20 protein-coding genes are annotated in these 23,548 nt (G+C 45.5%); 17 read left to right on the forward strand and 3 right to left on the reverse strand.

Annotated features, from left to right (window positions below; translation table 11 throughout):
- The first annotated feature begins 218 nt into the window (after positions 1–218).
- A complete protein-coding gene (locus BS614_RS10230) occupies positions 219–1,196 on the forward strand; it encodes a TRM11 family SAM-dependent methyltransferase (protein WP_244898295.1) in 978 nt (325 codons plus the stop codon).
- Between the two features lie 177 nt (positions 1,197–1,373).
- On the opposite strand, the gene BS614_RS10235 is transcribed toward BS614_RS10230, so the two are convergent.
- Positions 1,374–2,330 (reverse strand): D-2-hydroxyacid dehydrogenase, encoded by a 957-nt coding sequence (locus tag BS614_RS10235; protein ID WP_074093903.1) that lies wholly within the window; start codon positions 2,328–2,330, stop codon positions 1,374–1,376.
- Positions 2,331–2,537: 207 nt separating this feature from the next.
- On the opposite strand from BS614_RS10235, the gene thpR reads away from it, so the two are divergent.
- Positions 2,538–3,140 carry an RNA 2',3'-cyclic phosphodiesterase gene (gene thpR, locus BS614_RS10240; RefSeq protein WP_074093904.1) on the forward strand — a complete coding sequence of 201 codons (603 nt, stop codon included), beginning with the start codon at positions 2,538–2,540 and terminating at the stop codon, positions 3,138–3,140.
- A gap of 130 nt (positions 3,141–3,270) precedes the next feature.
- Positions 3,271–4,128 (forward strand): cell wall hydrolase, encoded by an 858-nt coding sequence (locus BS614_RS10245; RefSeq protein WP_047841962.1) that lies wholly within the window; start codon positions 3,271–3,273, stop codon positions 4,126–4,128.
- Positions 4,129–4,403: 275 nt separating this feature from the next.
- Here the strand turns inward: BS614_RS10245 and BS614_RS10250 are convergent, their stop codons facing one another.
- A complete protein-coding gene (locus BS614_RS10250) occupies positions 4,404–5,618 on the reverse strand; it encodes an MGDG synthase family glycosyltransferase (RefSeq protein ID WP_074096782.1) in 1,215 nt (404 codons plus the stop codon).
- A gap of 382 nt (positions 5,619–6,000) precedes the next feature.
- Between BS614_RS10250 and BS614_RS10255 the strand changes: the two genes are divergently transcribed.
- From BS614_RS10255 to BS614_RS31460, 4 genes are all read left to right on the forward strand, one after another.
- Positions 6,001–6,582 carry a TetR/AcrR family transcriptional regulator gene (locus BS614_RS10255; RefSeq protein WP_036611349.1) on the forward strand — a complete coding sequence of 194 codons (582 nt, stop codon included), beginning with the start codon at positions 6,001–6,003 and terminating at the stop codon, positions 6,580–6,582.
- Positions 6,583–6,788: 206 nt separating this feature from the next.
- A complete protein-coding gene (locus BS614_RS10260) occupies positions 6,789–9,071 on the forward strand; it encodes a YhgE/Pip domain-containing protein (RefSeq protein WP_074093905.1) in 2,283 nt (760 codons plus the stop codon).
- A gap of 672 nt (positions 9,072–9,743) precedes the next feature.
- Positions 9,744–14,342: a glutamate synthase large subunit gene (gltB, locus tag BS614_RS10265; RefSeq protein ID WP_074093906.1), complete on the forward strand. Its 4,599-nt coding sequence runs from the start codon at positions 9,744–9,746 to the stop codon at positions 14,340–14,342.
- 230 nt (positions 14,343–14,572) lie between these two features.
- Positions 14,573–14,728: a hypothetical protein gene (locus tag BS614_RS31460; protein ID WP_017690128.1), complete on the forward strand. Its 156-nt coding sequence runs from the start codon at positions 14,573–14,575 to the stop codon at positions 14,726–14,728.
- Positions 14,729–14,823: 95 nt separating this feature from the next.
- Here BS614_RS31460 and BS614_RS10275 read toward each other — a convergent pair whose 3' ends face one another.
- Positions 14,824–15,192: a helix-turn-helix domain-containing protein gene (locus BS614_RS10275; RefSeq protein ID WP_047841965.1), complete on the reverse strand. Its 369-nt coding sequence runs from the start codon at positions 15,190–15,192 to the stop codon at positions 14,824–14,826.
- Positions 15,193–15,571: 379 nt separating this feature from the next.
- Here BS614_RS10275 and BS614_RS10280 point away from each other — a divergent pair, with 379 nt between their 5' ends.
- The 10 genes from BS614_RS10280 (at position 15,572) to BS614_RS10325 (ending at position 23,538) form a co-directional block, all read left to right on the forward strand.
- Positions 15,572–15,976, forward strand: coding sequence for a hypothetical protein (locus tag BS614_RS10280; RefSeq protein ID WP_157116066.1), 405 nt, complete (start codon positions 15,572–15,574; stop codon positions 15,974–15,976).
- 149 nt (positions 15,977–16,125) lie between these two features.
- Positions 16,126–16,890, forward strand: a complete 765-nt coding sequence (locus BS614_RS10285) for a tyrosine-protein phosphatase (protein WP_084174478.1) — start codon at positions 16,126–16,128, stop codon at positions 16,888–16,890.
- A 32-nt stretch (positions 16,891–16,922) separates the two neighbouring features.
- Positions 16,923–17,678 (forward strand): YveK family protein, encoded by a 756-nt coding sequence (locus BS614_RS10290; RefSeq protein WP_244898296.1) that lies wholly within the window; start codon positions 16,923–16,925, stop codon positions 17,676–17,678.
- Complete coding sequence (locus tag BS614_RS10295) at positions 17,659–18,336, forward strand: CpsD/CapB family tyrosine-protein kinase (protein ID WP_017690123.1); 678 nt, start codon at positions 17,659–17,661, stop codon at positions 18,334–18,336. Before BS614_RS10290 ends, BS614_RS10295 begins: the two co-directional genes overlap by 20 nt.
- A 187-nt stretch (positions 18,337–18,523) precedes the next feature.
- Positions 18,524–19,426, forward strand: a complete 903-nt coding sequence (galU, locus tag BS614_RS10300; protein WP_074096784.1) for a UTP--glucose-1-phosphate uridylyltransferase GalU — start codon at positions 18,524–18,526, stop codon at positions 19,424–19,426.
- Positions 19,423–20,121 carry a sugar transferase gene (locus tag BS614_RS10305; protein ID WP_036611331.1) on the forward strand — a complete coding sequence of 233 codons (699 nt, stop codon included), beginning with the start codon at positions 19,423–19,425 and terminating at the stop codon, positions 20,119–20,121. The genes galU and BS614_RS10305 overlap by 4 nt, the downstream gene beginning before the upstream one ends.
- Positions 20,122–20,155: 34 nt before the next feature.
- Positions 20,156–21,502 carry an O-antigen ligase family protein gene (locus BS614_RS10310; RefSeq protein ID WP_074093910.1) on the forward strand — a complete coding sequence of 449 codons (1,347 nt, stop codon included), beginning with the start codon at positions 20,156–20,158 and terminating at the stop codon, positions 21,500–21,502.
- Positions 21,499–21,957 carry a PssD/Cps14F family polysaccharide biosynthesis glycosyltransferase gene (gene pssD, locus BS614_RS10315; RefSeq protein WP_074093911.1) on the forward strand — a complete coding sequence of 153 codons (459 nt, stop codon included), beginning with the start codon at positions 21,499–21,501 and terminating at the stop codon, positions 21,955–21,957. Before BS614_RS10310 ends, pssD begins: the two co-directional genes overlap by 4 nt.
- Positions 21,954–22,433: a PssE/Cps14G family polysaccharide biosynthesis glycosyltransferase gene (pssE, locus tag BS614_RS10320; protein WP_074093912.1), complete on the forward strand. Its 480-nt coding sequence runs from the start codon at positions 21,954–21,956 to the stop codon at positions 22,431–22,433. The genes pssD and pssE overlap by 4 nt, the downstream gene beginning before the upstream one ends.
- Before the next feature lie 37 nt (positions 22,434–22,470).
- Entirely contained in the window at positions 22,471–23,538 is a 1,068-nt protein-coding gene (locus tag BS614_RS10325; protein ID WP_074093913.1) for a glycosyltransferase family 4 protein, read from the forward strand.
- Positions 23,539–23,548: the final 10 nt, after the last annotated feature.

Here is a 23,548-nt window from a genome sequence, read left to right on the forward strand (position 1 = left end):
TAATCTCAAAATAAAGTAAGGCGTTCCTCAACAATGGGAACACCTTATTTTTTTCTGTCCAAATAGATACGTGCAAGGAAATGGGTAGTTGTCTAGCAGTCTAACATTGTATACAATGACTACCTGAAGCAAACGTTTGAGTCGTATTTGATATGTCTTCAATGAGCTTACTATTTATATAGAAGAAACATGATTAATGAAGGAAGGAGAGGGGAATTTTGCCTGATGAAACACTTGGTATGTACGCTACTTCTGGGAAACACCTCTATACCTTTGCTTGCCACGAGAACGAGCAAGAATTATGCATGCTGGAGCTGAATACGCTGCTTGAACCGAGTTCGGAGATCCCTATGGATATGGGGTCGTATGTGTGGTCTGAACGATGTATTCCACCTGGACGCAGTCCTTTTATCCATGGCAGACTGGACGTGATCGGCGAAGGGGAGACTGTGATGGATCTGCTTCCTCTTGCCAAAAATATTCACCTGTTGCCAGATGAGACATTCAAGGTAGTTTGTCTAACAGAAGGGGATCAAGCCCCTGATTATGCACAGTCTCGTCAACTGGAAAAAGAAGTTGGCATGTGCATTAAAGGCAAGGCACAGATGAAACAACCTAAGGTGACTTTCGGCCTAATCCGAACAGGAGAAAAATGGATCTTGGGCCAGTGGACAGAAGCGGACCGATCATGGCAGATTCATCGGCAGAAGCCGCAAAATTACTCAACTGGATTTGGCATCACGCTTGCGAGAGCGCTGGTTAACATTGCTGTTCCGAGAGTAGATAATCATCGATTGCTTGATCCATGCTGTGGTATGGGAACGGTTGTGATTGAGGATTTATCCATGGGAATTGATGCAAAAGGTAACGATCTCAATCCTCTGGCTGTCCGAGGTGCACGTATCAATCTGCCGCATTATGGATATGATTCAGATCGAATCACACTGGGGGATATGAATGAACTGCAAGATTTGTATGATGCGGCAATTCTGGACATGCCCTATAATCTCTGCTCTGTACTTCCGGATGCTGAGCAACGAGCCATGCTGGAGAGTTTGCGCAGATTGGCAAAACGGGCGGTGATTGTTTCCACAGAGTGGGTAGAAGAGCACTTGTTGGAAGCGGGATGGACTGTAAAAGAGTACCGAACAGTACACAAAGGCACGTTTATACGTCATATTTGGCTGTGTATGTAAGCGTGAAAAAACAAAAACTCTACCTCTGAGGAAATTTCCAGAGGTAGAGTTTTTTACTGTGTACATTTCAATTGAACTAATGATTTACACGAGAACGTAGAGGACAGAAATATTCTTTAGTTCCATTGGTATCGTTGATCTGATTTGCACAATATTGCATGGGAACGGGTGTTTGTGTTAATATTTATGACTATAATCCACAAGGTTCAACGGCAGGGTATCGCCAGCGACGTAAGCTTCCAGATTTTTGATGAAAATATCGATTGCTCGATCCGCGTATTGCTCTGTACTTCCTGCGATGTGAGGCGTAATTAACACGTTGTCCATGCCCCATAGCGGGTGGTCTGCCGGAAGAGGTTCTTCTTCGAACACGTCCAGTGCGGCGAAGGCAACTTGGCCGTTTTGGAGTGCATTCAGCAACGCTTCCGTTTTCACACTGGGGCCACGGCCCACATTGACGAAGCAGGCACCGGATCGGAACTGCTCAAATGCAGTTTGATCATATATATGTTTGGTTTCATCGGTTAGCGGTAAAATGTTAATTACATAATCGCCCTGGCTCAAGGCTTCATGTAAACCGGTCATGTCGTACATTTGGTCCACATTGGGGACATCCTTACCTGAGCGGCGAACTCCGATCGTACGCATGCCGAGGGCTTTGAGAATACGGGCTGTTTCCGTGCCAATCTCACCTACACCAACGATGACCGCTGTTTTGCCATGCAGTTCCGGCAGTGGTTTGGCAGGAGCTTTCCATTCGGCCTGCTGTTGATGCAGCATAGCTTGTCTCAGCCAGCGACTGTGGGATAACATCATGCCCAGAATAATTTCGGTGATTGGAATCGCGTGAACTCCATTTGCACTGGTGACCTGAACGTTCTTTTGTTGCAAATCTGCGAAGGGGAGATTGTCCACACCAGCAGACCAGACCTGAACCCACTTCAACAGGCCGTCCTGTTTCAATGCATGTTCTGTGACGAGTGGGGACCAGCCGAGAATAATCTCAGCTTCTTTCAACTCAGCGGGGTCCAATTCCTTGGCTTTTCCGAATTTCAGGGTGTATCCCGGTGCAGCATTCTGAATGCGTTTTTGCTGTTCTTCGGATAGAGATGGAAAACATACAATTTTACCCATAATGTGTGGTCCTCCTGAGATAAATAGTTTGATGAGTTTGATGATTAAAGTGTATCAGATTTGGTGTTGGATGTGCATTAAGGTGGGAAATGCAGGAATCTAGCCTTATTTGCAAATGGTTATATTTGTGTCACTCTATACTTACCCAACTTGAAACGATATGTATAGTTATGAAATAATAGAGCGAACTTTAGAGAGGTGTATGCAATGAATAACCAATCACATCAGGATCATTCATCCCGACGGGAAAGATTGTTTGTGGCAATTCGTCTTCCTGTTGCTGTTCAGCAGTCTCTTCAGATGGATGCGAGGCTTGTACAGAACAAGCTAGATTTTCGTAAATGGACAGATCATAGAGATTATCATATAACCTTGCAATTTCTGGGGGATACATTAGTTAGTGACATCGGGCACCTGCGAAAAGCATTGCGCTCAGCAGCAAGTGGATTTCAGCCGTTTGAACTTCAGCTTTCCGACTGGGGCACATTTGGACTTGAAGAAGCACCTAAGGTGCTTTGGAAAGGTGTTAGCGGAGAGAAAGAGCACTTGTTTTCATTGCAAAAACAAATCGTGCAGGCGACTTCGCCCCTGGGGTATGAAGCTGAATTAAGACCTTATGCTCCCCACATTACCATTGCCAGAAAATATCTGGGACAGCTTCCAGGTAATGAGAATAAAGGGATATCTGGAGTGCTTCCGGAACATTCCACAGGTGTTAATTCATGGATGGTGGAGGACATTGTACTTTATGTGACAAGGCTGGGACAATCGCCAATGTATGAGGTCGTGGATACGTTCACTTTTTCCTGATAATCATTTTTATGCCATAAAATCACATTGACATAACGTTTATCCCTATGTAATATTAGCCATCGTTATTCAAATTCTTTTTTTTGGGTTACTTAGTTAAGGGAATTGTTTCGACAGGAGGAATCTTCGAATGAACATTATAAGCAAAAATCGTTGGGTAGCACCGATGTTATCAGTGCTGCTTGTATGTATAGTGGGGGTAAATGTCGTTCAGGCGACGGGGAAGTGGAATGAAGCTAGTGATAGTAAACAGATGACCGAACTTGCGGCTTCTGGGCAAAATAACCAAACATCTACGCAAGAAGAGAGGCGCATGATGGAAGATGGGACAAGTCTGTCCTCTAATCTGTCTGCCCAAACCGTAGCGTGGACTGAATCTCTGCCAGCGAAGAACTGGCTTACGACTGCTCAAGAAGAGCAGGAATTGCAAGAAGCCAAGGCCAAGAACAAAGCTAGAGCGGTAGCTGCGGCCAAAGCCAAAAAAGAAGCTGCACTGAAATTGGCCAAAGTGAAACGTGCCAAAGAAGTCGCTGCTGTAACAACTCCCCCCCAAAAACTATACTTTACACGGACCAAACTTCTGAACCAGGAAGACTCGAAACTCGCAACCTGGTCATACAGTGTGTCCGATAAAGAACTGCATCTGCTGCAAAAAATCGTCATGGCAGAAGCGGAAGGTGAACCGTACGAAGGCAAAGTGGCAGTTGCCAATGTTGTCTTAAACCGGCTGCGGTCAGCCAATTTTCCCGATACCATTTACAAGGTCATCCATCAGAAATCCCAGTTTAGTCCTGTAGCGAACGGACGTATGAAACGTGTGGTTCCCAACGAGGACAGCATCAAAGCAGTGAATGCTGCGTTGAACGGGAAGAAGGAAGTTGCCGATGATACGTATTATTTCTTATCATTGACGCTTGCCGACGATCTGACAGTTGCTCGCTCGCAGAAAAAAGTAAAAACGATCGGTCATCATACTTTTTACAAGTAATCGACCTGTAAATTCTGCAAACAGGCAGGGTAGTTAACTGTGTGTGCTTCACACGGCCCTTGAAAAAGCCTGAATCGTAGTTTTATTTCGTTATTTTAAAATATCGTTATACTCTAAATTACCCTTTTTTCTGCCAAATCATACGGTGGAATGAGTGAAAATAAAAGAAGGTTCCCTTCCAAAAATTCGGAAGGGAACCTTCTTTGTATATAGGGAGAACTTGTCTTGTCCCCTATAACACCTCGTGAGAGCTGTTCTATAGGTCCATAGAGGCGTCAAAATGGTATTCTGGTACCTGACAAGGACGTGGCAGTAATTCCGGCTGTGAAGCGCTCCACGGACGTTGTTGTGACTTCGGCTGTCGTCGGAAACAATAAGTCATGAACAGCTTGAGCACAGCACTTCGGATCATAGGCCGAATGGTTACCTGAAATATGTGCTACGTTCAGCGGGCTTTCAGTTTGAGTAGATGCCTGTTCAACTAGTTGTCTGAAACGATTGGTGATTACGTCGGCAGAGTGAATGACGTGGCCGTATCCGGCTTGTACAAAGTATTCACAGTTCTCTTCCTCTTGACCTGCAATCGGAGGAATGAACAACATCGGTAGACCCTTGGCCAGCGCTTCAGTGCATGTCATGCCACCTGGCTTCGTAATCAGCACATCGGATACATCCATCAGTTTGCTTACTTCTCGTGTATATCCCAGAATACGAATATTCGGATGCTGGAAGCAAGGCATTTCCTTCATTTTTGCGATCATTTTTTCATTGCTTCCTAGACAGAAGACCAATTGAACACGATCTGCCCAAGACGTGAGAGCTTTCATATGATCCTCATCAAACGAAAGTCCCCATCCGCCCCCCATAAGTAGCGCCGTAGGCATGTTCTGAAGCCCCATCTCTTCCCGTAGCTTCACCTTATCTCCTGCTTCCCAGAAGTCTGGATGTACAGGGATTCCCGTGATCTGAATATGGGAGGGATCAACACCCCGGATCTCAAGCAATGCTTTGACCTGAGGGGTGGAGACCAGATATTTGTTCACTTCCGGATTAATCCATGTTCCGTGCACGTCATAATCCGTCACGACCGTATAGAGCGGGATATTCAGACCCTGACGTTTGAGCCGGGAGATCACAGCATTCGGAAAAGGATGGGTACAGATCACCGCATCCGGTTTCAGTTGGGATACGACCTGTGCCGTCTGTGTATAAAAAATTCGGTGCAACGCCAGCTTGGTAAAACCATTTAATGATTTATTGTACTGTGTGCGGTACAACAGGCTGACCAGTTTGGGTTGAACCGATAGTGTCTTTCGATATGCAGAGAAAATTAGTGGAGCTACCGTTGGGTTCAAAAATTTGCCTAGTTCAATGACACGACTGTGAACATGTGGACTGACTTTTTTGATGCCATGTGCCAGCGCATGAGCGGCCTGAGTGTGACCGGTACCGAAACCTTCCGATAATAAGAGCACTCTTGGTTTTCGCATGAGTTCACCTTTATTCATAAGTTTTAATTCAAAATGAAGATATTCATTGTTTATTCTAGCTATGGAATGCGTTACTACATGAATATACATTGAAGCACAAAATCATGTTTCTTCTATGAATATTTACACCATATATCTTACAATGAGACAACCTAAACTTCATTATATACACGTATTATCTGAGTCATCTTACACTATAGACGACGACAGAAGGAGTTTCCACTGCATTTAGGTTAAAAAATATTAACACAATTTTTAAAATGTTAGGGTTGCAATCTGTTTTCGAAGGTGGTATTGTAGTTTTTGACCGAATGACCGAATTGTATTTCTGGTCATTTATGTAGAGCGATTGAACAATGAATGTGATTAAAGGAGGGATACGATGGCTCCGATTGACAGGAGACAGCAGGTTATTCATGCGGCAGCCCAGTCGTTTGCCATGTTTGGATACAAAGCAACGACGATGGATCAGGTCGCCAAGATTGCGAACGTTGGCAAAGGAACGATCTATACGTTTTTCACCAATAAGGAACAATTGTTTGATCAGATCCTGGTAGAAGTGATTCAGGAAATGAAGAACATCGCGCATCGTGAAGTACATCAGGAAAGTGCATTTTTCGATAATCTGTTTCGGGTACTGGATGCCTTGTTAGAGTTTCGTCGTGATCACGATCTGCTCGTTAAGTTATCTCAGGAGCTGAAGGACTTTGGAACGCTGCAGGCCAAGGAAGGATTGGACAAGGTGGAGAAAGTAATCTCCGACTTTCTGGCTAAGGAGCTTGAGAAAGCAAAAGACAATGGAGAGATTCGAGATTGTGATCCGCAAGTCGTCGCATTTATGATGATTCGCCTGTATATTGCACTCACCTCAGACTGGAGCAAACAACATCAACCGCTGAGCAAAGAGGAAATTAAGACTTACTTTCGCCTTTTCTTAATGGAAGGAATTGCTGCTGTAACGTAATCCGAATTTAATCTACTATAATATAAGGATTTTTACGCGTATCAAGCAGGGAGGCTTGTCGGAAGACAGGTTGTTTTTTTGTCCTAAAGTGACCGGTTGAGGAAAGTGGTCACTTCGTGTTTCAGTATGTTTTCTGGAATACGACATTGTATTTCATTTTGGTTATTCCTGCTCATAGAGCAGAGAGATTAAGGGGAGAAAATGACATGAAATCTTTATCCGTGTTTTTCAAGGATGTGGGATCGGCCGTGAGAAACCCGAAGGTGTTGATCCCTGTTATTGCAATTATGTTTATACCGATCCTGTATAGTGGCATCTATCTGGCGGCCTATTGGGACCCGTATGGTCATGTGGATGAGATGCCGGTTGCCGTTGTCAATCTGGATAAGGGCGCTGAGCTGGAGGGCAAATCCCTCCATGTAGGTAGTGATCTGGTGGATGAGCTGAAGAAAAATGCCGATTTCAAATGGGATTTTGTCAGTGCGAGTCAAGCCAAAGAAGGCATGAGTAATGACAAATATTATATGCAAATTACGATTCCGGAGAACTTCTCATCCCAAGCAACAACGTTGCTCGATGACAAGCCAGAGCCGGCTGATCTGATCTATGAACCGAATGGCAATTACAGTTTTGTCGGTGCACAGATCGGTAAGACCGCTATTAAGGACCTGAAAGCAAAAGTCTCAGCCAAAGTAACGGAATCCTATGCAGAGACATTGCTCGACAAGTTCTCCGAAGTATCGGATGGCTTGGCTGAGGCAGGCGATGGGGCTGGTGAACTGAATACCGGCGCAGGCAAACTGGATGATGGTGCTGTTAAGCTCAAGGATAACCTGGCGAAGCTTGCATCCGGAACGCTTGAACTTCAGGAAGGACTTTCTCCATTAAGTGATGGTGTTAACGCGTTGCACACAGGGGCAACCAAGCTTGAAAGTGGAACATCGAATCTTGTATCCGGTCTGCAACAGCTTCAGGCAGCTGCTTCGAGCCAGCTTCAGAGCGGAGCAGATCAGTTGAAGGATGGCAGCGCCAAGTTGGAAACTGGACTCCAGTCTTCACTGGATGGCACAAGTAAGTTGCAGGCTGGTCTGAAATCATCAGAACAGGGCAGTGCGAAGCTGTCGGATGGTCTGCAAAGTGCTGTTCAGGGCAGCGGTACACTGGCAACAGGCCTGCAATCGGCTGTAGATGGCAGCTCCAAGGTTGCTGATGGTGCACAGGGTGTAGCCGCCGGATTGAAACAGCTTGCTGCATCGAACCCCGAACTGGCCGAAAATGCGGATGTACAGAAGCTGCTTGCGGCAAGTGAGGCTGTTGCTGACGGCAGTGCTCAACTGCATGAGAGCGAGCAGAAGCTGGCACAAGGTGCAGATCAGCTGCATCAGGGTAACCAGCAACTGGCTGCGGGTGCAACCGAGCTTCACGGAGGTCAGGAGCAACTTCTTGCTGGTGCGAACCAACTGGTGGATGGTCAGCAGCAATTGCTGGCTGGTGCCGGACAGCTTAGTCAAGGAGGCACGAAGCTCTCCGATGGCCTGAAGCAGTTCAGCGGCAAATTGGGTGATGCTGCAAGTGGCGGTACATTGCTTGCAGATGGTGCCAAGCAGCTGGGCTCAGGGACTACAGCTTTGCAAACGGGTGTAGGTAAACTCAGTGGTGGCGTTAGTTCACTAACCGATGGTTCCAAGCAATTGGGTGATGGCGCGGGCAAACTGGCTGACGGCCTTACTGAGCTAAAAGATGGCTCGAGTGAATTGGAAACCAAGCTGAATGATGCCGCACAGAAAACATCCGAAGTTAAGAAAACGGATGATGTAGTGAACATGTTCGCTGAACCGGTAAACTCCTCGGAGAATACAGCAGAGAACGTGAGCAATTATGGTACAGGATTGACACCGTTCTTCCTGTCGATCGGTCTGTTTGTGGGATCGTTGATTTCCACGATTGTATTGAAAATGCGGGAAACGTCCGTACCTGGTGCAACAGGCTGGAATCGTTTTGTCAGCCGGACACTGGTATTTGGGTCCGTGAGTATTTTCCAATCAGTTATCGTGGCAAGTTTCATGTTATATGGTCTTGGACTGGAGACGCACAGCGTAGGGCTGTTCTATCTGTTTACCATTATTACGGGGCTGACCTTCATGTTGATTGTTCAGGCACTTGTAACCTGGCTGGATCTGCCTGGACGTTATGTTGTCATTCTGCTTCTGGTCTTCCAGCTTGCGGCGAGTGCAGGAACCTTCCCGGTAGAACTGATTCCATCATGGCTTCAGGCATTTAGCCCTTGGTTGCCAATGACACACAGCATTATGGGCTTCAAAGCCGTTGTATCGAGTGGTAATCTGGATGTGATGTGGCATCAGGCAGGTATTCTTAGCATCTATGCAGGTGTATCCATTCTGCTGACGCTTGCTTATTTCCTCTGGAATGGCAGACGTCCGAAAAAAGAAGTCGAACACGCTGATTCTGGTCAAGTTGTGACGGCATAAGTCGAACCTGATCTTCAGCAGGGTCATATTTTTGAAAAAAAACTTTATTTTCTTGTAGTGAAATTATGCAATATAGTAGTCAAATAGTGCAAATAGCCTGTGACCCCAAAAAGGGGTTGCAGGCTATTTTGTATACAAATGCATAGAGAAGTAAAGTTTCGCTGGCTTAAGCAGTGAAAATTTGGTGGAATTATGGATAAACCTAGGCTGCACATGGAACGATTTTCTTCTGTCAGCAATTTAATTCAGTTGTACTCTGGCTTTAAAAGTGTATAATTATTCGAAAAAGAGATGAATTTAAACGTCACTACTGTAATGCTGTACTGCAAAACATTTCTTATCAGAGGTATTAAAAAGTTTAAATTGCGCTGATGTTAGGTCGGTGTTAAAATAATAGAACTATATCAAAAAAACGTCGCTCCATTTCAGTAGCCGTGCCAGCGGCTGCGTGTTGATTTATACAGGCTGTTTGCCGGATCGTCCGGATCAGCTCATCTCATTTAATGGCTTCTGCCCAATAGCAGGCATTATTTTTGACAGTCTCATGCTGTCACCTCTTCTATCTAGCAGGCTCTATCGCAAGCGAAAGGCCAGCTCCTCCCGTTTCATTGTTGCCTGTTGCCTATGTTCTTGATCTTTCCGAAATACTTCATTATAGAAAGGTTGCGTTCCATGAGACACATCGGATTACCTCCAAAACAGGGTCTGTATGACCCGCAGTTCGAAAAAGACGCATGCGGAATGGGTTTTGTTGCCAACATCAAAGGAGTACCTTCACACGATATCGTTAGTCAGGCACTGACCATGCTTAGTAACATGGAGCACCGTGGAGGACAGGGAAGTGAACCGAATTCCGGTGACGGAGCAGGTATCCTGATTCAGATTCCACATCGCTTTTTTGCAGAGGAAGCGAAACGTCTTGGTTTTGCATTGCCTGAACAGGGATTCTATGGCGTAGGGATGTTGTTCCTTTCCCAGGACCCTGCCATTCGCAGTGCGCATGAAGAGAGCCTTAAGAAGATTATTGAAGAAGAAGGTCAGACGTTCCTGGGTTTCCGGGATGTTCCTACTTTTGATGAAATGCTTGGCCGTTCTGCACTTGCAGCGAAACCTTATGTACGTCAGGTGTTCATTGGAAGATCCGCAGATGTGAAGGATGAGCTTGGATTCGAGCGTAAGTTGTATGTTATTCGCAGACGTGCTGAGCTGGCTATTCGTTATTCGGCAGATGAAGCAGAAGGTGGTTCGTTCTACCTTCCGAGCATGTCTTGTCGCAAAATTGTATATAAAGGCATGCTGACAACTGAACAAGTTGGCGGGTTCTATCTGGATCTGCAGGAAGAACTCGTGGAATCGGCCATTGGACTTGTGCATTCCCGTTTCAGTACAAACACCTTCCCAAGCTGGGAACGTGCCCACCCGTATCGCTTCATGATCCACAACGGTGAGATCAACACGATGCGTGGTAACGTGAACTGGATGCATGCTAGACAATCCTTGTTCGAGAGCGAGTTGTTTGGTAACGACATCGCGAAAGTAAAACCAGTCATCAATCCGGACGGTTCGGATACAGCCATGTTTGATAACACACTGGAGTTCCTGTATCTGAGCGGCCGTTCTCTGCCACACGTGGCCATGATGATGGTTCCTGAACCTTGGAGCACGGATGAGGGAATGGACCCTGCCAAAAAGGCATTTTATGAGTATCACAGCACGATGATGGAGCCTTGGGATGGACCAGCAGCAATGGCCTTTACAGATGGTTTGCAAATTGGTGCAACACTTGACCGTAACGGTTTGCGTCCAGCTCGTTATTATGTAACCAAAGATGACCGTATTATCCTGTCCTCCGAAGTTGGGGTACTGGATATCGCGCCGGAAGAGATCCTGTACAAAGATCGTCTGCGTCCAGGTCGGATGTTGCTTGTGGATACACAAGAAGGCCGCATCATCGCGGATGAGGAAGTAAAAGCAATCATTGCAGCCGAGAATCCGTATCAGGATTGGCTTGATGAGCATTTGATGGATCTGAGCGAGTTGCCGGAAGCACCGGAACTTCCTGATCCAAAACATGATAACGTGACCCAGCTTCAGCTGGCATATGGTTATACATTTGAAGAACTGCGTAAAATCCTGGAGCCCATGGCAACAACAGGTATGGAAGCTACGGGTTCGATGGGTTATGATGCACCGCTGGCTGTGCTGTCGGATCGTCCACAGCGTCTGTACAACTACTTTAAACAGATGTTCGCCCAGGTAACCAACCCGCCAATCGATGCAATCCGTGAAGAGATTGTAACGTCTACGGCAACAACCATTGGTCCTGAGCGCAACTTGCTGAACCCTGAACCGGAGAGCTGTCGCCAGATCCGTCTGGATACACCGGTATTGTCCAATGAAGACTTTGCGAAGATTCGCCATGTGCGTCGCCCAGGCTTCCGCTCCATGACGATTCCAATCTTCTTCACCGCTGCGGAAGGAGCAGAAGGACTTCGCAAAGCGATGGATTTGCTCTTCGAAGCTGCAGACCGTGTCATCGACAAAGGTCATAACATTCTGATCCTGTCTGACCGTGGTGTGGATGCAGAGAATGCTGCCATTCCTGCATTGCTTGCTGTAGCAGGTCTGCATCACCATCTGATTCGCCAGGGAACCAGAACTAAAGTCAGCATTATGCTCGAATCGGCAGAACCGCGTGATATTCACCACTACGCGTTGCTGCTGGGTTACGGTGTAAGTGCGGTGAACCCTTATCTGGCCTTTGAAACGCTGGATGACATGATTCAGCAAGGATTGCTGCGTGGTATCTCGCATGAGAAAGCAGTGAAAAACTACATTAAAGCAGCTACCAAAGGCGTTACTAAAGTGTTGTCCAAAATGGGGATTTCTACGATTCAATCGTATCGTGGAGCTCAAATCTTCGAAGCGGTGGGTCTGAAATCAGACTTCGTTGACCGTTACTTTACCTGGACACCTTCCCGTATCGGTGGAATTGGGTTGGAAGAAGTGGCAGCCGAAGCGTTGACACATCATAACCGTGCCTTTACGGAAAAAGACGGTAACGATAAAGTTTTGGATTCCGGTGGGGATTATCAATGGCGTAACGACGGAGAAGAGCATCTGTTCAATCCGCAAACCATTCATACCCTGCAACATGCAGTACGCACTGGGGATTACAAGCTGTATAAAAAATATTCCAAACTTGTACAAGGTGAGAATGATCAATTGTTGACCATTCGCTCCATGTTGAAGCTGAAACCGGTGGGAGCTTCCATTCCACTCGAAGAAGTTGAATCCGTAGAAGATATCATGCGTCGTTTCAAAACAGGTGCAATGTCCTTCGGTTCGATCAGTAAAGAGGCACATGAAGATCTTGCCATCGCTATGAACCGTGTTGGAGGTAAATCCAATACCGGTGAAGGTGGAGAAGATCCGGCTCGCTTCATTAAAGATAGCAACGGGGATTCCCGTCGCAGTGCGATTAAACAGGTAGCATCCGGACGTTTTGGTGTTACATCCAACTATTTGGTTAATGCCGACGAGATTCAGATCAAAATGGCTCAGGGAGCTAAACCAGGTGAAGGCGGACAACTGCCAGGACGTAAAGTGTATCCTTGGGTTGCTGAAGTTCGTGGATCTACACCGGGTGTAGGTCTGATCTCGCCACCACCGCATCACGATATCTACTCAATCGAAGATCTGGCAGAGTTGATCTATGACTTGAAAAATGCCAATCCGCGTGCTGAGATTAACGTGAAGCTTGTATCCGAAGTGGGCGTGGGTACCATTGCGGCAGGTGTAGCCAAAGGCCGTGCCGATATTATCCTCGTCAGCGGTTATGACGGTGGTACAGGTGCATCACCGCAAGGTTCGATTCGTCACGCAGGTATGCCTTGGGAACTAGGTCTTGCAGAGACACATCAAACGTTGATGCTGAATAATCTGCGTGACCGTGTTGTCCTCGAAACAGACGGCAAAATGCTTAACGGTCGTGACTTGGCGATTGCAGCCTTGCTTGGAGCAGAAGAGTATGGTTTCTCTACAGCACCGCTCGTTGCACTTGGCTGTATCATGATGCGTGTCTGTCAGATGGATACCTGTCCGGTTGGTGTAGCGACACAGAATCCGGAATTGCGTAAAAATTATATGGGTGATCCAGCTCATGTGGTTAACTTCATGCGATTTGTTGCTGAAGATGTGCGTGAGATCATGGCTGATCTTGGTTTCCGTACGATTCAGGAGATGGTCGGACGTACAGATTGCCTCGAAACGGTAGAAGCCGTAGATCACTGGAAGAAAAAAGGTGTGGATCTGTCTGTATTGCTGCACGTGCCTGAAATGCCGGAAGGCTCTGCACGTTACCGCACACAGCATCAGAATCACCAATTGGAAGAAACGCTGGATATGCAACAATTGCTGCCACTGGCACAGTCTGCTATTGAATCCGGTCAACCGGTTGAAGCGGTGCTTCCAATTACAAACGTTAACCGTGCAGTAGGTACCATTTTGGGTAGTGAGATCACACGCAAATATGGACTCGCAGGATTGCCTGAAGATACGGTTAAATTCAAATTTGTCGGCTCTGCCGGACAAAGCTTTGGGGCCTTTGTACCTAAAGGTATGACCTTGACCGTTGAAGGGGATTCCAATGACTACGTAGGTAAAGGATTGTCCGGAGGTAAACTGATCGTGATGCCTTCTCCGAAAGCAACGTTTCAGGCGGAAGATAACATTATTATCGGTAACACGGCTCTCTACGGAGCAACAAGCGGCGAAGCGTATATCCGTGGTATTGCGGGTGAGCGATTTGCTGTACGTAACTCGGGCGCCAAAGTAGTTGTTGAAGGTGTAGGCGACCATGGTTGTGAATATATGACAGGTGGACGTGTCGTTGTATTGGGCGATACAGGTCGTAACTTTGCAGCAGGGATGTCCGGAGGTATTGCCTATGTGTATGATCCGGAAGCCACATTCCTGAAACGTTGTAATCTGGAAATGGTTCTTTTGGAGCGTATCGAAGATGTGGCCGAAAGTGCAGATCTGCGAGGCATGATTCAACGTCATGTTGCCAATACAGGAAGTGCTGTCGGTCAGCGCGTTCTGGATAACTGGCAAGATGCGCTGAATCAGTTCGTTCGGGTTATTCCGAAGGACTTCAAACGTATGACAGAACAGATCGAACGGATTCAGGCAACAGGTTTGACTGGAGAAGCAGCGCTGCTTGCAGCGTTTGAAGCGAATATGCGTGAACTTGCACGTGCTGGAGGTTAATAACTTCCTTGTTCAAAGGTGGAAGTGCATGAACAGGTTGTATTAAGAATAATAGGAGCAATATGGTTGCCATTCCGGCACCATATTGCTCCTATTTTGCTTTCGACAAAATTAGAACCCCATCAAAAAACGTTATCGTCATGAGACGACAACATCGAGGAACTTTCTCAAGTATAATAAGGCTAGTTTTGGAGGGCAGGGAAAGTATAAAGATAAGAGAGGTTAGCGGAATGAATATGAAGCATCCAAACAGGGACGATCGTAGGCCGACAGGGAAACAAGTCGAAGCAACCCAGATGGACATCATGAAGGTTTTACTGCAATGCGGAATCGACCCGGAGCGTTGGAACCATTTCGTATCCTCCGTCAACAACAAGCGTCCTTGACACAATAGACAAGCATGGAATGAAAGGGAATTAAAACACAAAAAGCCCAGAAGCCAGAGATGTTATCTCTCGGGAACTGGGTCCTCTTTTCGGGTTTAGTCCATGCTGCGTTCCATTCGGACAAATGCAATAAAACGACGTGCCTCTTCTTCTGTTAAAGACTTCCCATCAATCATCAGATCGAAGCGTTCTAACACTTCTTTGTCCGATAACTCCAAGGTATCCACGAATTCACGTACGTCTTCATCCATCACGACATCACTTTGCTTTGTACGTCCTATAAGATAATCAATAGACACATCAAAGATGTCAGCAAGTCTCGTTAACACTTCGAAATCTGGTTTACGTCGATTCTTTTCGTAGTGGGAGAGAGCAGCTCTTGTAATATGAATGGAGCTCGCAAGTTCTTCTTGAGTAAGTCCCCGCTGTTCCCGTAATTCCGCAATGCGATTTCCGTAGCTCATAAGCTATTTCCCCCTGAACGACATCAAATATATATTGAAACAATCCTGAGCCAAGTGTTTGATCAGGGCAGCTTTCCTGCAAAAAGAGTAACTCCTCATGTGTTTCCTTTAACCCATTTTCATTTGTAAATAGGTCTGTCTAAGGACATCTCAAATTGTCGTAAATCAAAAGAACCATGTCCAAATACCGCTTGACATGATACGTATTGTATCGTAAATTGGACGTATGGAGTTACAAAATGTATCATTTGGGATATTTTAAGTATCTCCTGGTTGCCTGGACCATATACCTGTGAGAAGGAAGTAGAGGCAGTCCATGTAGGCTAATCCATTCTAAAGGAATGAAACCATGTATTCAATAATTCAGGAATGGGCTGATATGAAATTAAATGTCCATATGTACATTCAGGAGTTTCATGGGAAAATGGTAGACCGCAAAAGACGCCCTGTTCTGTTACTTGGAATGGACACTCAAGCAATCACCTTCCTGAGCGACCTGAACTTGCCGATATCATCAGAAATGCTCATTGGTTTGGATGTTGAAGATCATCATGTATGTGTACGACTTCACGCAAGGTTGCAATGGAAACAGCCCTTCGGAGAGCTCACAATGTATCATTCAAACTTGCATATTCAGCACGAACAGAAACTATATATAACTGGACAGTTAAACACAATGCTTACTGAAGTTCAGTTTCCCGCGGTTTCCCGTTTTCAGTATGAAAAGGCAACAGAACAAAAGGCTCTGCAGGAACCCTATCATTACATTGATTTCACCATATAATTCCAAGTCGATTCTTAACATTTTCTGAACAAAACATGTACTTAACGCCATTTTACTATATTTCATAGCGTTATGCATTAGTTCTTTAACACCAAAAGCATTTGCGCAATGAATAAAGGGGCGAGGGGGCTCATACTATTTCAGGAAGTTTGAATCTGGTTGAAATGCACTGCCACATATTATCCGGCCTGGATGATGGTCCTGTTCGAATGGAGCAGTCCGTTGCGATGGCTGAGAAGGCGGCAGCCTCAGGAATTACCTCCATTATTGCTACTCCGCATCACCTGAACGGGCAATACAACAATGAACCGATGGTGGTCAATCAGGCCGTGAACCTGCTTCATGCAGAACTTCGCAAACGCAACATTCGCCTGGAGATCCGTCCCGGACAGGAGATCAGGCTGCATGACAACCTGATTGGAGACCTATATGCAGGAAAGTGCTGCACACTCGCCGGAAGTCGTTACATGTTGCTGGAACTGCCCTTTGGTCATATTCCCTCACAGTTCCCCAGGATACTGCATGAATTACGAATAGCGGGAATTACCCCTATTATTGCTCATCCGGAACGTAATCGCGTCATTTTGAAGAAGCCAAGGTTATTGGCAGATTACTTGAGTCAAGGCGGACTATGTCAGCTCACAGCTCAATCTTTCACTGGGCTTTTCGGACGGAAAGTTCGGCAGTGGTGTTTTCATTTTTGCAAAGAAAACGGGTTTCATTTCATTTCATCAGATGCACATGATACGTGCAAAAGGACATTTGCCATAAGTGAAGGAGAGCGGGCCATCGAGCGTCGATTCGGAGCTGAAGCCGTTAAGAGGCTGGCAGAGAATGCGTCGCACATTCTATCGAATTCGTGTCTGGTCACAGAACGCTGGAAACCTCGCAAATGGCTACTGTCCATCTGGTAGTTACATAGGATAGATCACAACGTATAGGAGGAATGAAAGTGGAACTGAAAGGATATTTTCGACTCTTACAAAAGAAACTTTGGTTGATTGTTGCAATTGCTCTGGTAGCGGGTGTGGGTGCAGGGGTCAAAAGTATTTTCTTCACCCAACCGATCTATGAGGCAAGTTCCAAGCTTATCGTGAACCAGACCTCTAACGTTCAAGGCCAGGCGATGATGGACTTCAGCATGATTCAAACCAATATCAAACTCATTAACTCATACAGAGAAATTATTAAATCTTCCGCCATTATGGATAAAGTCGCTACTACGTATCCGGACCTAGGCTTAACCTCTGCACAGCTCATGAATAGCACCTCCGTCTCTACAGCCAGCGAATCCCAAGTGATGAGCATAACTGTACAAGGGACTACCTACGAAAAAGCCGCAAAAACGGTTAATGCCATCTCCAACGTGTTCCAATCTCAAATCCCCCTAATCATGAAAATCGATAATGTGGCTATCCTCAGTGAAGCAAAAGTGGATAGTAATGCATCTCCAATTAATATGAAAACCACATTAAGCATCATTGTCAGTCTATTCGCAGGTCTTGTGCTCGCGATTGCACTTGTATTCCTGATGGATTATCTGGATGACACATTCAAATCCGAAGCCGAACTTGAAAAAGAGCTGGGCTTACCTGTGCTTACGGTGATATCCAAAATGAAAAAAGATGATCTGAAAAATACGAAAAATTACGTATCTCAACAGAAAGTGGGGGATGGCAAATATGTCGCGGCAAACCAATGAAAATAACAGTCTGGTGACCTATTTTAACTCCAAATCTCAAATCTCGGAGGGATACCGTAAATTACGGACGAACATCCAGTTCTCCTCAATCGACAGTCATATCAAAAAAATCATGGTGGCTTCCGCTGAATCCGGCGAAGGCAAGACCACAACCATTAGCAACCTGGCGGTAACCTATGCCCAGGAAGGCAAAAAAGTTCTGCTGATCGATGCGGATCTGCGTAATCCTTCCTTGCACCAGGTGTTTTCCGTACCGAATCATATCGGTCTGAGTAGTGTGCTGTCTAATCAGTACAGTGTAGAAGAAGTGCTTAGAGAGAGCTACATCGACAATCTCCAATTATTCACTTCTGGCCCAATTCCGCCGAACCCTTCCGAGATGATCGGTTCCAACCGGATGAAAAGGCTGATTGAGAAGTTAGAGGATCAATATGATGTCATCATGTTTGATACACCGCCGGTGCTCGCTGTAACGGATGCACTCATTGTGAGTTCGCTGTGTGATGGTGTGCTGCTGGTCGTGAACTCGGGCAAGGTCAAGAAGGAACTGGTGAAGAAGACCAAGGCTGCTCTGGAGCATGTGAATGCACGAATCCTGGGCGCAATCCTGAACAATATCAAAAACGTTGCAGTTCCGGTGGGCTACGGAGAGAAGTAAACCTTCCATCCAATGCTCCCAAGTAAACAGGTAATGTCTACTGCACCTTTATCACTGTAGGCACTCGGTCATGCTGTGGGTTCAATGAACCTTAGACGTTAATCGTCGAAGGTATGACGTGAGGACGGGTTAGATGCCCTGGTTCAACTTTTATCAAACTAAAAAAAAAGAGGATAGGGTGGTATTTATGAAAAAAGTGAGAAAAGCAATCATTCCTGCAGCTGGACTAGGTACACGATTTTTGCCAGCCACAAAAGCGATGCCCAAAGAAATGCTCCCTATTGTGGACAAACCAACCATACAGTATATCGTTGAGGAAGCCATTGCCTCTGGAATTGAAGACATTATCATTGTAACTGGTAAAGGGAAACGGGCAATTGAAGATCATTTCGACAACGCTTTTGAACTGGAACATAACTTGCTGGAAAAAGGGAAGCTGAGCCTGCTTGAAGAGGTTCGCAAATCTTCTAACGTGGATATCCACTACATAAGACAAAAAGAGGCCAAAGGACTTGGTCATGCTGTCTGGTGTGCACGTAACTTTATCGGTGACGAACCTTTTGCCGTGTTGCTCGGAGATGACATCGTCGTATCGGAAGTTCCATGCACCAAACAATTGATTGATCAATATGATCAGGTTCAACATTCCATTGTTGGGGTACAAACCGTACTTGCTGAACAAACAGACAGATACGGCATTGTGGACCCGCTTCAATCGGATGGCCGTTTGACAGAGGTTCTCAGGTTCGTAGAGAAACCTGCCCAAGGCACAGCGCCTTCCAACCTGGCGATTATGGGGAGATACGTACTGAGTCCAGAGATTTTCGAACATTTGGAGCAACAAGAGATTGGTCAAGGGGGAGAGATTCAATTAACAGATGCGATTCAGCGCTTAAATGAGACACAAGGAGTGTATGCTTACGATTTCGAGGGAGTACGTTATGACGTGGGCGAGAAACTGGGATTCATTTTGACAACCATCGACTTCGCTCTGCAAAAACAGGAACTTAGAATTCCAATGCTGCAAGCTCTGCAACAGATTCTGGAAAAAGAGTCGGTAGAACATGCAGCCGGGGGGGAGTTTGAATGAGTCCATCTCCCCAATCGAAGGAAGCGGAGATTGTTATGGACCCAAGTCTGGGGTACAATGCATCAACGATGTCAGGACAAAATGCGGATAAAGTGTATCTATTTATGAAAAGAATGCTCGATTTGCTGGGTTCTTTCATAGGTTTAATCATTTTGTGCCCCTTGTTTGCGGTCATCGGATTACTGATCAAAATCGAGGCCCCGCAGGGGTCTGTTTTTTTTCGTCAGGTACGGGTCGGACAGAATGGAAAAGAGTTTCATATGTACAAATTCAGGTCCATGGTTGCGAATGCAGAAGATCTGCTGGAACAATTGATTGATCAGAATGAAGTGAATGGAAATATGTTCAAAATGAAAAATGATCCCCGCATTACCCGGATTGGCAAGTTCATTCGGAAAACCAGCCTGGATGAACTGCCTCAGTTGTGGAACGTATTCAGAGGAGAGATGAGTCTCGTTGGACCCAGACCGGCTCTGCCCAGAGAAGTGAAGAACTACACTTCCTATGACAGACAACGCCTTCAGATGATCCCGGGATGTACGGGATTATGGCAAGTCAGCGGTCGAAATAGTGTTGGTTTTGAGGAAATGGTGGAGCTGGATCTGACGTATGCCCGTGAGCGCAGCATGATGGTGGATATCAAAATTATCTTCAGAACGTTCAAGGTGCTGGTAGGTTCGAAGGATGCGTTTTGAAACACGATTCTGGCTTTGAGGTGGCATAGCAGATATGCAAAAAACAGACTATTTCGCTTCTTCTAGAGGGAATACGTTATATATCATTCTTTCCTCACTGATCATTATTGGAATGGCAGTATACTTACCGATCATTTCGATTATGGCATTGGTACTACTGATTATGTTTGGGATATACATGAAACATCCAAGTTGGATCTATATGATCGTCATCGGTACATTCTCGCTATCCATGGACAAAATCTTCAGAATGCAAATGATGGGTTTTGACGCTTCTTCCTTTTACAAATTGCTGATCCTGTTTTTCATACTCCCTATCTTTTTGAGATATGGACTGAAAAAACAATTCATTTATCCAGCTTTGGCTGTAGGGTATCTCTTTATTCAGAGTTACTTTTTATCTGTCATGCCCGGCAAGATGAGCCCGCTCGATCCCTTTAAAGCATTTTTGGGATTGGTTGTTCCTTTCCTGTTACTGATGGTGAACTTTCCAAAGGAAGTTAGCAAAAGGATCATCAGAGTCCTCGCCTGGCTTCCGGTGTTTAGTTTGATAGGTGGTCTCATTCTGCAGCAATTCGGTATGTTATCCATCTCCAATCTGGAGGGTTCAGGCGTCAGTCGTTTACAGGGGGCTAATATTGCAGCGCATTTGGGAATGCTTTGTTTTATTTCGATCTGTGTGTGTCTGATGGAGATTCGATACAAAAATCAGGTGATCCTGAATTATGCTCTTACGCTAACGCATTTTATTATTTTGATTCAAACGGGAACCCGCGGGCCCTTACTTGCGCTGATCCCCATCGTGTGTATGTATTTATTTGACCATGTAAGGAAATTTGTGAAGGGCAGAACGAGTGCTCTTCTTCCTGTTGTTTTATTTCTGGCAGCCGTCTCCGTGATGGTTGTTTTACAGTGGGATAATTATGAATTGAGGCAGGAGAGCAAGGGATTATCAGGTAGAGACTCCGCCTGGGCCTTCTTTATCAAAAAAGCGAATGAGTACCCCATTTTTGGTCAGGGGCTGGGCTCTGCCTTGGTTGCCAATGATGGCAGTATCTTTTCAGGTTTTACCGTGCCCCATAACGAATACATCCGCTTTTATTATGATGGGGGACTAGTGGGGGCTTTGCTGATTTTTGGAGCCTTATTATTTGTATACAAAAAGGTGTATCACAAGTTAAATCGTCTCGTGAAACCTTATTTTGTCGGGATGATTGTTGGCTTCTCTATCTACTCTTTTGTTGATAATACATTATCCACCATTCATTTAATTGCTCCTTTTTGTGTGTATCTTAATGCGTTATATCAGATCAGTGATGAGAAACGTGTTGTCCCTGATCATCCCCAGGAGCTTGTCCATCGAAAGGAGATCGCGCAATGAAAGTCTGTCTAGTAAGTTCCACAGGAGGCCATCTGAATCAATTGTTAAATCTAATTCCTGCGGTAGAAGATCATGATTACTTCTTGGTAACGGAAAAAAGCGAAGCGAGCAGCAAACTGAATCTTTCCACTCGAACCTATTTCCTGTCTCAGCAGGAGCGAAAGAATATCCTGTTCCTGTTTATTGTACTGCGGAATATCATGACTTCGATGTTCATTCTGCTGAAAGAACGCCCGAAAGTTCTAATCACCACTGGAGCCGGAGCGGTATATCCCTTGTGCTTACTTGGGAAATTGATGGGAGCCAAGCTTGTTTATGTGGAGAGTTACGCCAAAATATATTCGCCGACCCTGACGGGGAGAATGATATACAAGTTTGCCGATGAATTTTATATCCAATGGGAGACGCTTCAAGAGGCTTATCCAAACGCGAAGTATAGGGGGGCTTTATTTTGATCTTTGTCGTGCTTGGAACACAGCGATTTCAGTTTAACCGACTTTTGAAAGCCGTCGATCATCTCATCCAGGAAGGGCAGATGCCTTCGGAGGTTCTTGTGCAATCCGGTTACAGTGAATATAAGCCGCTGCATTATCAACAAAAGCCTTTTTTTAATCAGGAAGAGATGAATGATCATATTGCGAACAGTGACTTTGTCCTGTCCCACGCGGGAGTAGGCGTGATTACCAGTGCACTGCAAATGAACAAAAAGGTAATTGTGATGCCGAGACGGAAGGATCAGGGGGAGCATGTGGATAATCATCAACTGGAGATCGCGAAGGTGTTTCAAGATAAAGGGTATATTTCGGTAGCTCAGAACGAGGATGAACTCCACGCATTAATATCCAATATGGATAAACTCGATTTCAAACCCTATGTGAAAAGTAACTCGCAGTTGATCTCCTCCATTAAAGGTTACATTGATTCTCTTTGATGAGATGGGTTCTTTACGATTCAAAAGGAGTGGAATAATGAAACCTAAGGTGTTGGTCATCGGTTCTTCTACGAAGGACATGGGCGGAATTGTGAGTGTCATTGTGAATATCGAAAATTCATTGATCGCCGAGCAGTATCATTTAAAGCGGATTGAAACCTATATTACGGGTAGTGTGCTCGCACGACTATTCATCTTCATCAAAGGTTTTCTTCAATTTCTCGTGAAGCTTGTTACATTCAAACCAGACATGATTCATATTCATATGTCTTACAACGGGAGCTTCTATCGTAAAGCGTTGTTCATTCTCGTTGGCCGCAAAATATTCAGAGTGCCAGTGATTGTCCATATCCATGCTTCCAGTTTCGATGTATTCTATCATCGGCATCCCTTGCAACAGAAGTTATGCAAGTATGTCTTGAATCAAGTCGATAAATTAATTGTACTGTCGTATACATGGAAGAACTTTTTTTCCCAAATCGTCCCCGAATCCAAAATCGAAGTGCTCTACAATGGCGTATTCATTAAAGAACCTCCGATTAGGGAAGAGCGTCAGGTTCCACGTTGCTTGTTCATGGGTCGGCTTGGCAAGAGAAAAGGCGTGTATGATCTCCTGCTGGCTATTCAACTATTGAAGCAACGAGGGGTCGAAGCGGTCTTTACGTTGGCTGGTGATGGGGAAGTCAATGAAGTTAGGGCGCTGGTTGAGCGTTACGGCATCACAGAATACGTTGAAGTGCCAGGGTGGATTAGAGGCGAGGAGAAGGAGCGGTTGCTCCATGATGCAGATCTACTGGCCCTACCTTCCTATCACGAAGGGCTTCCAATGGCGATTCTGGAGGCCATGAATGAAGGTTTGCCAATTGTTTCGACTCGGGTGGGTGGCATACCTGAAGTGATTACAGATGAGCTGAATGGTTTTCTCGTTGAACCTGGGGATGTCACAGCTCTGGCCCATGTGCTGGAGAGACTTATTCTGGATAAGGAACTGAGAGTGCAAATGGGATTGAACAATAAGGAACTGGTCACATCCAAGTTCAACATGAACAGTCTCATTGAAAATTTATCGTCCATCTATGACAAGGTGCACATGAAAGTGTCCTAGTTTCAAGGGA

Source organism: Paenibacillus xylanexedens, from assembly GCF_001908275.1.
Classification (GTDB): domain Bacteria; phylum Bacillota; class Bacilli; order Paenibacillales; family Paenibacillaceae; genus Paenibacillus; species Paenibacillus xylanexedens_A.

What these genes read in the sequence shown, in the direction of transcription:
- BS614_RS10305 (WP_036611331.1), top strand. Translation starts at nt 19,423, where the DNA reads ATGAGTCCATCTCCCCAATCGAAGGAAGCGGAGATTGTTATGGACCCA.
- BS614_RS31460 (WP_017690128.1), top strand. Translation starts at nt 14,573, where the DNA reads ATGAATATGAAGCATCCAAACAGGGACGATCGTAGGCCGACAGGGAAA.
- BS614_RS10255 (WP_036611349.1), top strand. Translation starts at nt 6,001, where the DNA reads ATGGCTCCGATTGACAGGAGACAGCAGGTTATTCATGCGGCAGCCCAG.
- BS614_RS10260 (WP_074093905.1), top strand. Translation starts at nt 6,789, where the DNA reads ATGAAATCTTTATCCGTGTTTTTCAAGGATGTGGGATCGGCCGTGAGA.
- thpR (WP_074093904.1), top strand. Translation starts at nt 2,538, where the DNA reads ATGAATAACCAATCACATCAGGATCATTCATCCCGACGGGAAAGATTG.
- BS614_RS10295 (WP_017690123.1), top strand. Translation starts at nt 17,659, where the DNA reads ATGTCGCGGCAAACCAATGAAAATAACAGTCTGGTGACCTATTTTAAC.
- pssD (WP_074093911.1), top strand. Translation starts at nt 21,499, where the DNA reads ATGAAAGTCTGTCTAGTAAGTTCCACAGGAGGCCATCTGAATCAATTG.
- BS614_RS10290 (WP_244898296.1), top strand. Translation starts at nt 16,923, where the DNA reads ATGAAAGTGGAACTGAAAGGATATTTTCGACTCTTACAAAAGAAACTT.
- BS614_RS10235 (WP_074093903.1), bottom strand. Translation starts at nt 2,330, where the DNA reads ATGGGTAAAATTGTATGTTTTCCATCTCTATCCGAAGAACAGCAAAAA.
- BS614_RS10325 (WP_074093913.1), top strand. Translation starts at nt 22,471, where the DNA reads ATGAAACCTAAGGTGTTGGTCATCGGTTCTTCTACGAAGGACATGGGC.
- galU (WP_074096784.1), top strand. Translation starts at nt 18,524, where the DNA reads ATGAAAAAAGTGAGAAAAGCAATCATTCCTGCAGCTGGACTAGGTACA.
- BS614_RS10245 (WP_047841962.1), top strand. Translation starts at nt 3,271, where the DNA reads ATGAACATTATAAGCAAAAATCGTTGGGTAGCACCGATGTTATCAGTG.
- gltB (WP_074093906.1), top strand. Translation starts at nt 9,744, where the DNA reads ATGAGACACATCGGATTACCTCCAAAACAGGGTCTGTATGACCCGCAG.
- BS614_RS10250 (WP_074096782.1), bottom strand. Translation starts at nt 5,618, where the DNA reads ATGCGAAAACCAAGAGTGCTCTTATTATCGGAAGGTTTCGGTACCGGT.
- BS614_RS10310 (WP_074093910.1), top strand. Translation starts at nt 20,156, where the DNA reads ATGCAAAAAACAGACTATTTCGCTTCTTCTAGAGGGAATACGTTATAT.
- BS614_RS10280 (WP_157116066.1), top strand. Translation starts at nt 15,572, where the DNA reads ATGAAATTAAATGTCCATATGTACATTCAGGAGTTTCATGGGAAAATG.
- BS614_RS10275 (WP_047841965.1), bottom strand. Translation starts at nt 15,192, where the DNA reads ATGAGCTACGGAAATCGCATTGCGGAATTACGGGAACAGCGGGGACTT.